This is a genomic window from Chitinophaga deserti (assembly GCF_003149455.1).
GTDB lineage: Bacteria > Bacteroidota > Bacteroidia > Chitinophagales > Chitinophagaceae > Chitinophaga > Chitinophaga deserti.
In genome coordinates this window covers 635568-652696 of record NZ_QFFK01000003.1, presented here as the reverse complement: position 1 = coordinate 652696, position 17129 = coordinate 635568, and the positions used below count along the sequence as shown (strand labels likewise).

Sequence of the window (17129 nt, the reverse complement as noted above, 5' to 3'; positions counted from 1 at the left end):
TTCGGGAGGACACCTTTACAGACTTTTGAAGAAACACTACCTTTAGCCAAAGAAAAACAGCTGGACGATATACCGCCAGCTGCCTAATATTTTAACCCGACTGTCAGGGCAAATCGGAACTATTACAAATAAGTGATGTTCCCCGATATGCTTTTACATCGAATTGTCCCCTGTTTTCGGTAGCCATTTCAGGTCTTTATCATCATGATTAACAATCCAAAAAGACTTTCTATCAAATTTCAAAATAGCGTTCTTAAGCAACCTTTCATAAGCCTCAATTTTTCTATCATACGACAGCACTTCGTTTGCATTTCACCGCTTAAATAATCAATATATTGCTCCCTGTCATAAGGAAGAATCTCTTTTACTTCATTTATAAATTTCATCTTATTTTTTAAGGATAAACCGGCTGATAACCTCCACCTTTAGGATTTTGTACATCCCAATGCGGTGTGTGTGCCATTAAATTCTACAAAACATGAACTGTGCTGGTGATGTCAATCTAAATTCTACATTTGCATGGGCCGGATATTGAATTTCAAAGGCATTACCAGTATGCTGATCAAGCGCCTGAAAATAGCGATAAACAAACAAGCGTAAGGAATGGATAATATAAATTTATTAGTTATTGTAAGCACTATCTCGTTGTTCATTTCGCTGTTTCTCGGAGTTTTTCTGATAACCGTTAAAACAAAGAACAAACTAAGTAATTCCCTGTTTGCACTGTTTTTATTGATAACAGCGATAGACATTAGTGAACCTTTGTTTAATACCATGGTTGATGGTCCATCCAACCTGGGAATGTTCAGAGCTTCATTCGCTTTCCTGCAAATTCCCGTTTTTTATCTATATGTACTATCCGTTTGTTACTCGGATTTCAAGCTTAAACTCAAATACCTGCTACATCTGCTGCCATTTTTAATTGCTAACCTGGTTTTGCTGCCGCGCTTTTATTCTGTAGATGTTGCTTCCAAAATTCATTTTATCATAAATCGTCAAAGCATGATTGAGCTGCAGTTTAATCATGTTATGATACATGTACAAATGATTGTATATGCTATTGCGGTTTTTAGGGTATTAAGGAAATCAAAAAAACTATATCTCGAAAATTATGCAGGGAAAAATATTAATTCTTACAATTGGTTACTCCAATTCGCTATTCTGTTAGCTATTGTATATCTGATAGCACTTGCAAAAAACATTTTTAAATTTTCTGATTATCCACATATTTCTGAATGGATAAAGAGCGGGCTCCTTGTATTAGGACTGTTCAATATTTGCTGGTACTTATTTAAAGCATTAAATAACCCGGGCCTTTTCAGAAATATTGATTCATCTCTAAAACTTGTTTCCGAGATTGTTGCAGAGGATAAGAGCAACGAACAATCTATTGCTGGTGAAAGAGAATGGCAGGAGGATATATTGAGATTAAAAAAATACATGATCGAAGAAAAGCCTTTTCTAAACCCCTCGCTAACCATACAGGATATTTCCGGTAAGATGGGAATTCCTGTCCGGGATTTGTCGCTTTTAATTAATCATCAGATAGGGCAGCATTTTTATGATTTTGTTAATACTTATCGAATAGAGCAGGCTATGAACATGTTAAAGGATGATACAAAAAGTAAGGTAACTATCCTTGAAATTCTGTATGAAGTTGGTTTTAATTCAAAATCCTCCTTTAACACTGCATTTAAAAAGCATACTGGCAATACCCCAACGTCATATCGTAAAGAATTGAAAAACAGTAATTTGTAATTACTCGTACGCTTTTTTGAAAAGATTCACACCTATTTTTCTGAACAAATCAGACCGAATGCATTTACCCGGTCGTATAGGTTCAACGTCTTCCCCATATTTGTATCGAAGTAAAATTTATGATAAAATACGATACAATGAAAATGGGAGCAAAAATTTTAGCAGTACTGTTATTGATCAGCAGCTTTTCCTTTGGGCAAGACATTACCCAAAAAATTGATTCAATAATAAAAAACAATTACCAAAAAAATCCTGAAGTAGGGATTAGTGTGGGTTTTATCAAAAACAATGAGGAATACTATACCGCTTATGGCAATTTGAATGCTGAAAGTCAAACTAGAATTGATAAAAATTCCATATTCGAAATTGCATCTATCACCAAGATTTTAACCTCAAATTTAATTGCTCAGGCGGTTAATGAGGGGAAAATAGATGTAGATAGTTATATTGACGACTTCCTTCCCAAAGAATACATATTGCATAATAATATCAAGAACAAAATCCGGATTTCAGATCTGGCATCTCATCAATCAGGGCTACCTGATATAGATTTTGCAAAGTTAATTGAACTAAACCCTCAGCAACCGGTAAGCAATGTCACTGAAAAAACACTGACCGATATCATCAATAATTGCAGTGAACTGAAAGATTATGGTAAATATCGTTACTCTACGATTAGCTATACTTTACTCGGGCAGATACTGGAAAAAGTATACGGTAAAAGTTATAGTGAAATTATTAAATATAAAATGATTGCGCCATTACGGATGCCCCATACGTTTACCAAAGATTTCAATGTAAAAAACAGAACAACCGGCCACAATCCCAATGGAGGTATTCAGGAATTTTTCAACTGGAATATTACAGCTTCTGCCGGATTGATAAAATCCAGCTCATCTGATATGGTCACATTCTTAAAAGCAGTCTTAAATAAGGAAACCGCCATAGGTAAAGCTGCCATCGTCACCGAAAAAATCTTTTATAAAGATGAAAAAAGGGAAATGGGACTTGGAACGAATATCGTATCGGACGACAAAAATACTCTCTATATGAAAACAGGTGATTCTATGGGACAATCTTCAATTATATGCTATAATAGGGCTGAAAATTGGGGCATCATCATCCTGCTAGACCAAAGAAACTCAAAAATGAGGCAAAACCTGTTGAACCAGATTTATGATAATGTATTGAAATAATCACTGTTCGTTGCGGGGTATTACTATAGATAATATTATTATTTAATGTTTTGTTATAAAATTTCTATTTTGCGCTCTTATTACATAAGCATATTCTTTTATATAAAATAGAAAACTGAAAAATCAAGAAAGATGAACCCACTGTTTTTAATTCCGGGAGCCCTGGTAATCGGCGGCATCGTGTTTATGGTGATCATGAACAAACGCCAGAAAGCTGCAAAAGCCGACATTGACATTGATCAGGAACGCAGAAATTACACTGCATACAAAAATGAACTCCTGTTGCAGGATTTCTCTTTTCTTAAAGGTTGGATGAAAGGGCAGGCTATAGATGCTTTCAGTGCTGCATCCATTCCTCAGAGCACCGCAGACAAAGTGAAAAACCTCCTGGGCGATGGCCTGAAGAATTTTGCCTTGTCTGGTACCGGCATAAAACTTCAGCGGATTGATACTGATGCATTTTGGGTACTGAGTGGGAAGGATTTGCATTTTTTCACAACGGATGCAGTCGGTGAAATGGAAGAACATTTAGTCTTTGATAATTTTCACCTGGAAAAAGCCCGGATGCACGATGGCGGCATATTAAAGGCGCAATTCGGATTGTATGCAAAGCAGGCAGAGGAATATTTGCCCAAAGTGCAGGTCATCACTTTTGACGTTGACGGGAAACAGTTGTCGCTCGAAGTACATGATAGGCTGAGATATGCGGTTGATCCTGCGGATATGATGAATGTCAAAAAGCAACTGCAGGACAGGGCAAAGTACCAGGTGGTTGGCGAGCGACTGCTGGCGGAATTGAAAGCCGGATTTCCTCATTTGAAAACGGCATAATCCCATATGAGTTTCCTGAAGAAAATAATGCGTGCTTTCTCGGGCTTGCGGCTGAATGACAAACAACCACTGCATGGAAAGCAATTGGATTATGTATTGGTCAGCTCCATGTATGCCGCCCAGCAGTCGGCCTACTTAAACGCTTTTGAAACAGGTTTAAGTAAGGGCGAAATCAAGACATTGCTGCAGGATCATTGGGGTATTAACAATAGTGAAGACGCAAAAAGCATCCTCTCCGGATTGATAACAAGGAACAACGATCCATATCTGGCCGTTGTATACGCTGCATATGCCAATAAGGCGAATTATGTGGAGATACTAAAATCCGGATTGCCGGAGAATGAACATCTGTTTCAGCGATATCTCCAGATGTACAGAACTATCAGCGCCGCTATCCCGGATGCTGTTTCATCCGGATTATTTGAAAGCTATGCCGCACTGGAAAAGGTAAGAGATGCAGGATGGAATTATGGACGGGCTTCTTTTATTGCCAGGTGTTGCTTTGATATGAATTATCTGACTGCAAATGAACTTGTACAGTATCTGGAAGAAAGCTATAACGGTTTGAAAGGATGCTGTAAAACCTGGAAGGACTACACCGCAAGTTATGTGTACGGAAGGGCATTGTCGGGTGCATCTCACAATGCAGGCATGATCACGATAGCAGATGATTTACTGAAGAACAGGAAAAGTCCCTTACTGGATAAGACCTTTGTTTAGAGAGGCAGATAGTATTTAAACACCTCTTCATTTCATACAGGATCATTATTCCCGACGGTATACAGGCGGCATGGCGGGGATCGATACAAAAAGAAGGTCCGGCTCCTCAGCAGCCGGACCTCCACTATCTCATAAAAATTATTTCCTCTTCTTTAACATTGTTGCCATCATCATTTTGGACATTATCGGTTCCAGTATACCAAAATCACCAAAATTATACCGGTTCGCTACCTTGAACTCGATGGAATAATTACCTACGCGGATTGCCTCACATCCCCCGGCATCCCTCCATACAGAACCCGTTGCTGTTCCCCTAACGTACTTCCTGCCAAACTGGGTTGTCACTTCTACGATATTCACCGATCCCGGGGAAGGAATCCATATCAGTTCCTCGGGCGGACATTCGACATGATAAGTAACTGCGTTCTGGGGTAATTTCATTCCCAGCGACTTCCCGGTATCATCTAAGTCAAGGTCCATGCTGTAATAGGGATGGGAGCCGGATGAGTATCCTTTCCCGAAAATCTGGAGCGTATAGCCGTCTACCGGCTCCTCGGCGTCAATAATTCCGTTAATGATTAAATCACCTTCGTGGATCATTACATTATTGCGCAGGGGTATCCCTTCCGAAAGTACGTTATTGTAGGTGGAAAGCCAATACGTTCCATCGTCGATCGTTATGTCCTGAACGAGCGTAAGTATGGGGTTCGATCTGCCGGGCCGTAGTTCAGGAGGCACCCAGTCGTGGATCTCCACGGAAACGCTGGAGATATTATCAAACTGCAGGGTTTCCGGGGCTTTGAAATGGGCTTTCAGCCCACGGGGCTCCAGCGTCCCACCTGCTTTTCCTGTTAGTTTCCAGTTCTTAACGTTGTTGGGGTTCTCCAATACTTTTGCAGCGGTGATAGCGATCTCCGGATGTTCGCCCACGGGGCGGCCTGGCTCGTTCATCATCGAGAGTACCTGCAATTCCGTAGTTTTCCCGATAGTTAAATAGTCCAGGTCGGCATGCAGCCAGAATAGTGCATACAACGTCCAGTCGGAGAAGTGATCAGTTTCCACTTTGACGGTCTTGTTCGCCTTATCTACCCGAGATTTGGCCATGAACCTCCAGCCTCCGGCTTTATCCTGATAGGCGAGGAACAGTGCATCCGGGTGAATAGTATCCGCCAGCATCGCGTCGGTGTAAGGAATAGTCAGCGTGATGGGCTTGGTGAATTTGATGCCTTCCGGTTCCAGGCGGAACGATTTTCCCGGGCTGCCAGGCAGGGAGTTCGTCACTTCCTGCAACGTTATCTCCGTATTGGCTGCCAATGCACCTGCTGGAATATCCACTGTTATCCGTCCGCCCGTAGCGGCGATGGTCCCACCTGCAGCACCAATCGTTTTTTTGATCGAAGTGCCTACGGGAGTACCGTGAGGACGAATATCCGGTTGCTGGGGTTGGGGCTGGGGTGCCGGATCAGGCTGTCCGTCGGGTGAACCGGATTTCTTGCAGGCAACAAATCCGGCTGCCAGGAAAAGAACCCAAAAGAGGTGCTTCATATGCATGTAATTCATGATTTCCTATAGTAGATTTTTGGGGTAGATGGCACGAAACTCCGCAATCAACAGAAGCAAGTCAACACATTTTCGTTGAAATGTCGGATTATGTATATAAAATGCAGCCGGCCAGCTGGAACCAGTTGGATTATTGTTCTGCCAAGCGCCCGCAGGAATTTTCAGATATCCTCGCTAAGCGTGGTCTAATATTTCAGGCTATGAAGTGCCATTTAGCTTATGTTAATTATCTTTAACTGTATATGGCCATTTGGCTCAAGAGACTTATCACTTCCCTGGTCTTCACTGCCTGTGCGCATATTGAGGCAGGAAGCTGGTTTTGTGGTATTCAGCCTGTTTTTTTAGATTTGTCTGCATGAAATATTCCTATACATTGTTTTTCCTGTGTCTCCTCGTGCCCTTTGTGGCTGCAGCGCAGGAACTCCCGGCAAATAGCTCAGTCGTAATCCTGCTGACTGATGGCCAGGTACCCGCCAACGCTAAATCGAAGGGTACTCTCAGAATTAAGGACGGAGGTTTCAAGACCAATTGCGGATACTCGCAAACCTTTGACGAAGCACGTAGAAAAGCCCAGGCCGCCGGCGCCAACATCATAAAGATTACCCAGATCAAACCGCCGGATGGCTGGAGTTCCTGTTACCGCATGAACATGGATCTGTATCATCTTGAAGAACTGGCCCCACTGATCGCCGAACAACAGGCTGCTGAAGATTCCGCAATGCGCACCTTGCTTCCTGACACGGCATCGTATGCATTATTATGCGTATACCGCCCCAAGTCTGGATCCGGTGCTTTGGTGCAGTACAACGTGCATGTCAACGATTCCATGGTATGCCGGGTGAAAAACGGCGGAAGCTATCTGGTGAAGATCTACCATCCTGACCAAGCCAGGGTATGGGCCCGAACTGAAAAAAGGGAAGAAGTGGTTCTCAACTTTCAGGCCGGAAAAGCCTATTTCCTGCGTTGCTCCGTAGGCATGGGCGCGTTCGTAGGGAGGCCGGTGTTCGACGTTATTGATGCCGCGATGGGTATTCGGGAATTCAATGGAACGAAAGCCGAAAAGGTAGTGGACTCGACTGAAGATCCGGTGTATTCGGTTGCAGGCAAGCAGTTTTAATATGCTTTTGAAGGACTGGCAAATGAAGGCGCTGAATCAAAGCTGAACATTGGAGGAAAGATTGTCCCAATAGTTAGATAACCCGGATGAAAGCAATCGGATTACGACACCCAGGGACATAATTGTAATCATCTCCTCCCAACCCTCATGATCTTTCAGAGACCCGCGCAATGCGCGGGTCTCTGCATTTTAGCCAGGTCCGACTTTTATTATCAATTATCAGCGATATCCACCGGAGCTTTTCCTTAGCGTCGGGTGCGCCCGCGAATTTCCCCTGAATTGGTACGAATATCAACCGGGCAATCACGAATATACATGCATGGTAATTCGGCTGCCGTTAATACCGATTTTTACGTCCGAAAGGCAATTCGAACCATGCGCATCCTCATTTTCCGCATACATATTCAATTTTGTTAACTTTTTAAAACTGAAAACATGAAACGTTTAGTATTAGCCATGCTCTGCCTTACGCTGGGCGCAGGCGCATTTGCAGCCGATTCCAAAACTGCCAAACCCGCTGACAAGAAAGTGGAAGCGAAAATGACCACTAATAATGACATCGTGGTTAGCAACAAAAAAATGAAAGAATCCAAATTCCGCATCCAACGTGCGATTTTGACCCAGGACCTCTGTGGTAATCACATCGTTGTTTGGGTATCTGGTCCGAACAACGCTTCATGGGTTTCGATGTACGACACTGCTGTGACTTACGTTGTTAACCACATGGATTCCAACGGCTGTTACGTAGGATAATCCTGCGAATTTCGAGGATGTATGTCCAGCCTTACCCCAAACCCGGGAAAACCCGGTATTTCTTTATCCAGGCTCGATATGAAGGGCAATCCACCAGGATTGCCCTTTTTCATTGCCAATGGCCCGGACGGGCAAGGAGTAGATTAGTTTATCATATGCTTGCAATCCTGTTCTTGCGGTATTGGTGAACCCGGGTTAACATCAAAATCCCAATAAGTACTTCAGCATGATCGTTCTGCCACGTAAAGGCATTTCGAGGATAGACGACTGGTTGGCCGTGTTAACGATTTGCCGGTATTTTTCCTGCCCCAGTAAATTGATGCCTTCCAGCTCGAATGTGCTTTTCCTCTTCGGCAGTGCGAATCGGGCCTTGCAATCGAGGAAATGCTGGTGGATAGTGGCCAGCCCGGACGGGCGGTAGGATGTCAATTGATATACAGGCGTGATGGAGATTCCGGCAGCCAGTTGCTGCTGCCATTCTGCTTTCGCCTTTACAGATTCCGTGGTGTTGGGCGCTGCAATGCCTTTCCTGGGCCGCAGCCGGTAAATACTTTTTCCCACTTCCCCCGAAACAGACAATTTCGCCCCGAAAAGCAACTTCTTCTGGCCCGCAAACGCCAGGCTGAAATTGTGTGAATTAAAAGGGGAAATATCGCCGTTATACCACAGGTAACCTGTTTGCAAACCTGCCCTTACTGCGGCAGAAAGCTGAATAGAAAGAGGAAAGACGTATTTCGAATAATTACCGTTAAAAGTGTATTTCGACTGACGGTTATCGTAATCCATAGCTGTGATGCGGGTAATGCCGCTGTCTATCACAAAAGCTTGCAGGAAATTCTGTTGAGTTCTTTCTGCGGAAAGCATGATTTGCCAGAAAACCATCTCGATCGGTTTCCGGTAGGCGAAGCGCACGATGGCGGAATGAACATTGGTTTGGGGCAGCGGTGCCGAGTTGGCATTGAATTGCCGGTAGTTGACGAGGATCGATCCGGGATAAATATCGTTGACGTGCCCGAAGGTGGTTTGCGCATTGTACCGGAGCTGGTATTCGCTGTACCTGCCGATATTCCTCCGGAAATCGAGCGTGGGATTCAGCACGTAATTCTCCTGCCTGCGGACAAGGTTATCTGCCTGCACGCGGTATCCAATGAAATGTACCGCAGGTTTTACTTCCGCAACGAATATTCCTTTAGCCAGCATCCAGGTAGCGTTGGCGCTGCCGAATACCCCCAGGTTTTCGAATTTGACGTTGTTCCGGAAGCGGGCTCCCGCGCTGGAGATTTTCCGGGAGCTGTCCGTAACCTGGAGGCCGGAGAGAAGGTGGTTCCTTTCATAATTGCCGCCCGCCGAAAACGAGAACACCCATCGGCCGCGTTTAATGTTGAACGCAGCGGACTGATGCACATAAAACTGTCGGGTCTGCACCTGTTGTTCGAGTTGACGGAATTCCGCGCTGTCGTTTACCAGGTTTTCATGCAGGCCCGGAAGTACGAAGAGGCTTTCGTCTACATGAACATATTTTACAACCGAATTGTATTGCAATAAAAGTCCGCCACCAATGGCTTTCACAATGTGCGTTTCGTTCCCCGCGCCTTGCTGGCGGACCGGCAGACGCTGCTGCATGAACCGGCCGTTTTGCCAGGCATCACCCCGTTCGGAAGAATAAGGGAAATTTACGCTTGTAGAAGATTTCACGAAAGCACGCTGACTGTTTTTCTCGAATTGCGCCTGCACCTGCCATTCGCGATGGCGGTCTGTATTGAACTGGGATTCCTGGTACCGGATAGTATCTCCCTGCGGCAGGAAGTACTGAACAGACTGTGAAACGTTGTACCGGCGCTTCAGATCCAGGGCGGTTACGTTCAGCCGGAGTGCACGGTCTGCGGGAAGTTTAAACAATGCGTTGGCATTTACGGCATGGTCGGTGTTCCGGAGATAATATTTTTCGTCAACCGCGGGCAGGTTTTCGCTGGTCATACTCAAGTAGGCATGGGGCTGCGGAGGCGAAACGCTGCCATTGCCGGCGGGAGCGCCCAAATCGGCGGTTTCCCGCTGAAGGTTGCGGCCGGCATTATTGGATTTGATGTAATTGATGCTCTTGATGCTTTGCTGCAGCACCAGGTTGCTGAAGGAAAGCAGGTATGCATTGTTGCCAGCGCCCGCTTCGCCGGTGTTGATCGAAGTGGCGCGGGCTTTGCCTGACAGCCGGAGGTTAAGGGAGACGTTATCGGCCGGCACATATCCGTTGAGGACTTTCACAGGCTGGTCGCGTTCTAACACTTCTATCTGCTCTACCGCATCCACCGGTACATTGTTCGTAGCTACGCCATACCGGCCGTTGAGCAGGTTTTCGCCATCGATGTATACATTGGAAATCCGTTTTCCGTTGTAGCTGATGCTACCTTTCTCGTCTACTTCGATTCCCGGCAGCCGGGCAATCAGATCGCCTATTACCCGGTCGTTCTTGTCTTTGAAAGTTGCCACGCGATACTTCAACGTATCGCCGGAAGTCTGGATGCCGGGTTTCGATTTTACAGTGACCCCGGCCAGCGCAGTAGGCAATGCGGAAAGGGTAACAAGGAATGGAGATGAGCCACTGGAAATGGTTTGGATGAAAGGCCGGTAACCCAGGGCTGTAACCTTCAGTGATAGTCCGTTGCCGGGCGTGGGTAATTTACATTCGAAGGAGCCGTTGGCATCCGATTTCGTGAAATGAACACCGGCTCCGGAAGCGTTTATAATCGTCACGGAAGCTGCTGCCAACGGTTTGCCTGTGCTGTCTTTCACCATCCCGTTTACATTTGCGGGGTTTTGTGCCATGGCTGGCGTGGTAAGGGAAAGGATGGTTAACAGCAGCAGGGTTTTGATGCGCAACAGGATTATTTTTTAGTGGGCAATTCGAGTGGGTAATTGAGTTGGGGTTTGTTCTTCGCTGCTTTCATCTGCTGGCCGTTAATGGTAGCATTGTCGACCGTTATGTCGTCGGAGCTGCCGGCATTGGCCTGTAGCCCTTCGCGGTAAGCGGCTTCCATACGGAGGAACGCGATGTTTGTGGTATGGGTAGCGTCTGCAGGCGGATTGAGGGAAAGCCCTTCAGGCAGCACGGTATCCGTTTCGATGCGAGTGCAGGTGAAGCGGATGCGATTTGCGTTATCACAGGCTTCGAGGATGAGCCCGGGCAGGCCACGCAGCTTCCAGGGGCCGAAGCTGGCGGGGATATCCGTGGTGAACCAGGCCGTATAGGTTCTGCCTTTCACAGTGCCCGTAGCTTTCTGGCAGGTGTGGCCGAGCAGCAGTTTCGTTTCGGTGGATATTTGCCAGGCAATTGCTTCCAGCGGTTCTTTGATAAGGTAATTGGCCCTGCGGAAGCTCCGGTTTACCAGCAGCTCCTGTTCATTGATATACACAGATTCATCGGTGACGGGCCTCCATGCGCCCATGTTCACCGTAGTGCTGTTGGTACGCTCGGCTTCTTCGAAGGCTGCACGGTGCATGGAATCTTGCCGTAGCTTGGTAGTGCTCAGGTACACGCTCTGCTGCGGGCTAAATGCCAGCTGGAAATCTTCTTCCCATTTGCGGGACGACTGCGTGGTGTCACGAACGTGGGAGAAGTGGTAATACGCGATGCCGGCGCGCCCTTCGGATCTAGTGTTGTCTTTCTGGCGGAAGGAGTAAAGAACGCAAAGCAGCAGCGCAGGGGCCACAAGTTTTATCAGGTAACGCATGCCCAAATTTCGCCCCCGGCGGCACCTTGCGCAATGGCAAACCGATATCCGGCGGAAAGAAATCCATATTCGATGGCTTCCGGGCCATATTTGAATTGGCCCCCGGCTGGGAAAACCCTGCGGAGATGAAGCGAATCCCGGCGGATTTTGAACGGAAACCGGCGGATATGAAACTGTGCCGCCGCATCTGGTGCTTGATAAGTACATTTATACCGGGCAAACTCCGTTTAAAGGGAACGGATTGTATTTTTATGTTTTCTGGCAGAACAAATTTTTGTAGGATGAATGTAAGACCGGTATTGGTTAACTTCTGGATGATTACCCTGTTTTTGGCCGCTTCCTGCGGTGAGCCTTCCCCTTCGCGGAAAGTCCCCCGGCAACAGGAGTCTTTGGCGCAGGAGAAAGATTACCTTTCCATCGTTATATCATTGGACACACTGCCGTCTGACCAATTCTGGAAAACGGTGCGCCGCGAAGACAGTCTCCTTTCCCTACGGCCCGACAGCAATTCCAACCCGTTTTTCCATTACTTCCGTGCCAGGATTCTCCTGAAACAGGACTATCCCGACAGCGCCATGGCCCAGCTGGAAAAAATGAGGGGAGAAAGGGCGGATAGTAACGTTTCCCTGCTCAGGGAATACACCATTCTCGATTACAATAGCCGCAACAATATGATGGTGGAAGGAGAGCTGATGCAAAAGATACTTGCAGCGATGAAAAAAGCAGAACGCCTGCAAAGTCCGGTTACTTACCGGTTCTACGATCTCATGGCCAAAGCGTACTACCAGAACGAAAACGAAAGCGAATCCCTCGAATACGCGGAGCGCCATTTCAGGTCACATCCGTTTAATACGCATCCCGTGGTGATGCAGCGCCACTACGACGTTTCGTATCTCCTCGCACATGGGATGGACGATTTCGACAAAATGATGCTGTACAATTCCCTGGCCAGGAAGCTCGCCATCCATACCGGCGACAGCGTTGCCATTGCCCGGACGTACGACAGCGAAGCAATGGTACTCGACAAAAGGGGGGAATTCGCCAAATCGCTGGCGTGCAGCAAGATTTATGTGGATTTTCTCGAACGGACGAACCGTATCCACGAGCTCGCCTATAACAATCTCGCCACCAGTTTCAACCACAACAGGCTCCCCGATTCGGCCATAAAGTATTACCACAAAGCGATGGCCCTTGCGAAAAGCAAAGCCAATACGAAGCAGACGCCGATTTATTACAAGGGATTGGTGGAAGCATATAAATTGAAAGGCGATATGAAAAACGCCGTAGAGGCCCTCGATTCGGCATATGGTATCGAAGTACGTAACATCCGGAAAATCGAAGCGGTGAAATTCGCTGATATCCATGAAAAGTATGACGCCGAAAAGAAAGACCGGGACATCGCCGACCTGAGCAGCCGTAATGCACTCAATGAAAGAATCATCAACCAGCAAAGATGGACCCTCGGACTGGCCACCATGGTGTTCCTCGGCATAGTCGGCTTCCTGTATTTCCTCTACCGGCAGGTTAAACTAAACGAAAGGAATAAACTCCTCCAATCGGAGAACGAACGGCTGCTCATGGAGCAGAAATTACTGCAGGTACAGCTAAACCCGCACTTCATCTTCAATTCTATCGCTAATCTGCAAAGCCTCGTTGCTTCCGGCGATACGAAGGAATCCGTCCGCTATCTGTCTGTTTTCTCGGGGCTTTTACGGAATGTGCTGGAACAAAGCCGGAGGGATTTCATCCTGCTCAACGAAGAAATCGATTCCCTGGAGAATTACCTGCAGCTTCAGCAAATGCGTTATGCAGGGCTTTTCGATTACGAAATAAGTGTGGCGGAAGGTATCTGCCCGGGCGAACTGCTGATACCGCCCATGCTGATCCAACCTTTCGTAGAAAATTCGATCGAGCACGGTTTCCGGAACATCAGTTACAAAGGCATGCTGACCATCCGCTTCGAAGTAAAAGACGAACGGCTTACTATCAACGTAGCTGATAATGGACAGGGCATTATTGATAAACGATCTGGTGTGCAGAAGAAGCAATCGCTGGCCCAGGCGATCCTTAAAGAGCGGATTCAGGTGCTTTTCAAATCCGATTGCCAGCGGGCGCGATTCGATATCGAAAACAAGGCAGGTGCCGGCGGGCGCGGCGTTACTGTGCACATCATTCTACCCGTCATCAAAGATTAAAACCGGCAACCATGCAATTGAAACTATACATACTCGAAGATGAGGTCCGTATCCTGAAACACCTGTTGCAGATAGTGCAGGAAAACCCATATGTGCAGGTGGTGGGTCATGCTGGAGATATTGCCACAGCCGCGAAGGAGATTCCGGCGCTGAAGCCGGACATCATTCTGGCCGATATCCGGCTGAAAGACGGCGACAGTTTCCGCTTGTTCCATGAGATTGGGGAGATTGATTTCCAGGTGATCTTTCTCACAGCTTATGACCAATATGCCATCCAGGCACTGAACATGGGAGCGTTCGGATATTTACTCAAACCGATCGATGAAGCGGCACTTACGGGGATGCTGGACAAATGTTTCCAGCACCGGCAGCAGGAGCAGTTCGACCGGCAGCAGCTGGAGATCGCGCGGCAGTATTATAGTGCGCAGGGCGGAGGGAATGTGAAACGGCTCGCGCTGAAGAGGGTAGAATACATGGAGATCGTGTCTGTAGAGGATATTATGTATTGCAAGAGCGATAAGGGCTATACGACTTTTTATATGACAGACAAGCGGGAGATCCTCGTATCTAAAGGTTTGATCGAGTATGAGAGCATCCTGGGGCCGGCGGGTTTTTTGCGATGCCATCAATCCTGGCTCGTCAATTTTCAATTCGTGAAAAAATATTACCGCGAAGGGTATCTGCAGATGCAGAATAACGAACAGATTCCTGTAAGCAGCCGAAAAAGGGAAGAGGTGCTGCGGTTTTTGGAGAATATTTCTTAGAATAAACATGGCTGTTACTTCGCTATGTAACAAATGTTCCCGGGATATCTTCGGTCAGTAAACGCTTTTAAGCTTATTCAAGCTGGTATCAAGTTAAGGACATGCTAACGACAAGGTATTATCAAAGGGTTTTCAAGCACTTATCAAGCACTTATCAAGCACTTATCAAGCACTTATCAAGCACTCAGTGTATTTTTTATAGAGGTGTCTTGTCTCGTCCTAAAATAACTATACAACGCTGATAATAATCCTGCATGTATCTATACAGGTTGTTTTTTGCATCTGTTTTATGCCAACAGAAAGGAACAGCTGACACAAAAGTGCCTAAATCGGAACATTTGGCCCCTTTGCCTATATGCAATAAACGGAAGTGCATACTTTTGAATCGTATTAGTGAAATGCGTTGTGTTCCGTAATTCAAAACCGTATGTTATCAAAAAGAAATTTACTTTCTTATCATATCTTCCCGTTCGTGGAATTCCTTTCCACGAGCCTGGAAGCAATCACCACTTGCATATCCCCCTTCTGCAAGGGCTTACTATCCAGCAATCGTAGTAACACTTCCGCTGCTTTCTTCCCCATTTCAAAAGCGGGCTGTGTAACTGTGGTAAGCGAGGGCTGCAGTAAACCCGCAAGTTCAAGATTGGAAAAACACACCACTTTCACATCCTGCGGAATGCGTAAGGATAGCTGCCCACATGCCTGGTATACCAGTGGCGCCAGCTTCTCTACTGCAGCTACAATTCCATCCGGACGTTCTTTCTGCTGCAATAACTTCTTTATCAGGGCCATGTTCTTTTTGGGATCAGGCGTGCAGGTAAGGATATGTTTGGGAGATGGTGTAATGTTATGACCGCGAAGGGCGTTTTCATATCCCCGCAGGCGGTCGGCACTGATGGATAACTGCTGCGAAAGGCCGAGGAAAGCAATGCGTTTGCAGCCATTGCGGAGCAGATGCTGCGTGGCATTGTAGCTGCTGGCCATATCATCCGTAATTACCTGGGCGGAGGGTATATCCGTCAAAACCCGGTCGAACAGTACCACGGGTACATGCTGTTCCATCAATGCCCGGATGTGTTTGCCGGAAGTGGTTTCGCTGGATACAGACATCAGCACCCCATCTACCCGTCCATTCTGTAACTCCTTTAATATCGCCTGCTCATTACTGAAATCTTCATGCGTAAGGCAAATGATAGAATGATAACCTTTTGCTTTTATGGTGGCGTCAATACCATTGATAGCCAGTGAAAAGAAGCTGTCGGCCACTTCGGGGATCACGATGCCGATGTTTCTGCTCTTCTTACCCCTGAGGCTGCTGGCATATGGATTAGTCTGATAGTTCAGCCGGGCTGCCAGTTGCAAAACACGGCTTTTGGTGGCAGGGGAGATCTCATGACTGTCCCGCAACGCTTTTGAAATCGTTGAAACAGAGAGGTTTAACTCCCTAGCCAGGGCTTTTATGGTGATCTGCTGCATAACGGGCATTCAGTTGTTACGAAACCGGTTTCGTAAATAAAGGGATGGGGAACACCAACAACATCTTCAAAAATAGCCGAAATTATAGATCGGATTCCACATCAACTCAAACTACAAAAAAAATTGCCATGGGAACTACGCAACATTCCTTTAAACCGGCCGAAATCAATCCTTTGAACAGCTTAGATGAATGGGAAGACGCCGTTCTGCAGCGCTACCCCGACCCCGACACTATCGCAAAGGAGAAAACGGCCGACCAATACCGCAACTACGATACCCCCGAGCGGGATACAGTGCGTGAGTTCTACCGGTTGAACCACACCTACCAGACCTACGATTTCGTGCAGGAGAAAAGAGCCAATTACCTCAAATTCGATAAAAAGGAAATGCCGGTATGGGAAGCCTTTAATTTCCTGAACCAGCTGGTAGACGACTCCGACCCTGATACCGACCTCGACCAGTTCCAGCATCTGCTGCAAACATCAGAAGCCATCCGAGCAGACGGGCACCCCGACTGGATGGTACTCGTTGGTCTCATGCACGATATGGGTAAAGTACTCTGCCTCTTTGGAGAGCCGCAATGGGCTGTGGTGGGCGATACCTTCCCCGTAGGCTGCGCCTATTCCGATAAAGTGGTGTACCCCGAATACTTTCAAAATAACCCCGATAGTAAAGATCCCCGCTTTCAGTCGCCCACGGGTGTTTACAAGCAGGGCTGCGGACTGAGGAACGTGGATATGTCGTGGGGGCACGATGAATATGTATACCAGATGATGAAAGACTACCTGCCCGAGCAGGGGCTTTACATGCTGCGTTACCATTCTTTCTACGCCTGGCACCGCGAAGGAGCCTATAGTGAACTGCTCGATGATCACGACCGCGAAATGCTGCGGTGGGTGAAACTCTTCAATCCATACGACCTCTATTCCAAATGTCCGGAGCCGCCGGACTGGAAGAAGCTGCGGCCTTATTACGAAGACCTGGTGGCTAAATACCTGCCCGGCACCCTGAAGTTCTGATGCCGTAACTATCCA

13 protein-coding genes are annotated in these 17129 nt (G+C 46.8%); 9 read left to right on the top strand and 4 right to left on the bottom strand.

Annotated features, from left to right (window positions below; genetic code table 11):
* Positions 1-603: 603 nt before the first annotated feature.
* From DEV76_RS09860 to DEV76_RS09845, 4 genes are all read left to right on the top strand, one after another.
* Positions 604-1758 (top strand): helix-turn-helix domain-containing protein, encoded by a 1155-nt coding sequence (locus tag DEV76_RS09860; protein WP_109697702.1) that lies wholly within the window; start codon positions 604-606, stop codon positions 1756-1758.
* A gap of 137 nt (positions 1759-1895) precedes the next feature.
* Entirely contained in the window at positions 1896-2954 is a 1059-nt protein-coding gene (locus DEV76_RS09855) for a serine hydrolase domain-containing protein (protein ID WP_198652002.1), read from the top strand.
* Positions 2955-3086: 132 nt separating this feature from the next.
* Positions 3087-3785 (top strand): hypothetical protein, encoded by a 699-nt coding sequence (locus tag DEV76_RS09850; RefSeq protein WP_109697701.1) that lies wholly within the window; start codon positions 3087-3089, stop codon positions 3783-3785.
* A 6-nt stretch (positions 3786-3791) separates the two neighbouring features.
* Positions 3792-4505, top strand: coding sequence for a DUF1266 domain-containing protein (locus DEV76_RS09845; RefSeq protein WP_109697700.1), 714 nt, complete (start codon positions 3792-3794; stop codon positions 4503-4505).
* A 138-nt stretch (positions 4506-4643) separates the two neighbouring features.
* On the opposite strand, the gene DEV76_RS09840 is transcribed toward DEV76_RS09845, so the two are convergent.
* Entirely contained in the window at positions 4644-6050 is a 1407-nt protein-coding gene (locus DEV76_RS09840) for a hypothetical protein (protein ID WP_109697699.1), read from the bottom strand.
* 370 nt (positions 6051-6420) lie between these two features.
* On the opposite strand from DEV76_RS09840, the gene DEV76_RS09835 reads away from it, so the two are divergent.
* Both DEV76_RS09835 and DEV76_RS09830 read left to right on the top strand, forming a co-directional pair.
* Positions 6421-7182 carry a DUF2846 domain-containing protein gene (locus DEV76_RS09835; protein WP_109697698.1) on the top strand — a complete coding sequence of 254 codons (762 nt, stop codon included), beginning with the start codon at positions 6421-6423 and terminating at the stop codon, positions 7180-7182.
* Positions 7183-7617: 435 nt separating this feature from the next.
* Positions 7618-7935 carry a hypothetical protein gene (locus tag DEV76_RS09830; protein ID WP_157962806.1) on the top strand — a complete coding sequence of 106 codons (318 nt, stop codon included), beginning with the start codon at positions 7618-7620 and terminating at the stop codon, positions 7933-7935.
* Between the two features lie 201 nt (positions 7936-8136).
* Here the strand turns inward: DEV76_RS09830 and DEV76_RS09825 are convergent, their stop codons facing one another.
* A complete protein-coding gene (locus DEV76_RS09825; protein WP_109697696.1) occupies positions 8137-10809 on the bottom strand; it encodes a TonB-dependent receptor in 2673 nt (890 codons plus the stop codon).
* Positions 10810-10814: 5 nt separating this feature from the next.
* Positions 10815-11660, bottom strand: a complete 846-nt coding sequence (locus tag DEV76_RS09820; RefSeq protein ID WP_157962805.1) for a GLPGLI family protein — start codon at positions 11658-11660, stop codon at positions 10815-10817.
* A 281-nt stretch (positions 11661-11941) separates the two neighbouring features.
* On the opposite strand from DEV76_RS09820, the gene DEV76_RS09815 reads away from it, so the two are divergent.
* The gene (locus DEV76_RS09815) at positions 11942-13855 is read left to right on the top strand and encodes a histidine kinase (RefSeq protein WP_157962804.1); all 1914 of its coding nucleotides are present in this window, start codon (positions 11942-11944) and stop codon (positions 13853-13855) included.
* An 11-nt stretch (positions 13856-13866) separates the two neighbouring features.
* Entirely contained in the window at positions 13867-14619 is a 753-nt protein-coding gene (locus DEV76_RS09810) for a LytR/AlgR family response regulator transcription factor (RefSeq protein ID WP_198652001.1), read from the top strand.
* 456 nt (positions 14620-15075) lie between these two features.
* Here the strand turns inward: DEV76_RS09810 and DEV76_RS09805 are convergent, their stop codons facing one another.
* Positions 15076-16095 (bottom strand): LacI family DNA-binding transcriptional regulator, encoded by a 1020-nt coding sequence (locus tag DEV76_RS09805; protein WP_109697738.1) that lies wholly within the window; start codon positions 16093-16095, stop codon positions 15076-15078.
* Between the two features lie 128 nt (positions 16096-16223).
* Between DEV76_RS09805 and DEV76_RS09800 the strand changes: the two genes are divergently transcribed.
* A complete protein-coding gene (locus DEV76_RS09800; protein WP_109697694.1) occupies positions 16224-17114 on the top strand; it encodes an inositol oxygenase family protein in 891 nt (296 codons plus the stop codon).
* Positions 17115-17129: the final 15 nt, after the last annotated feature.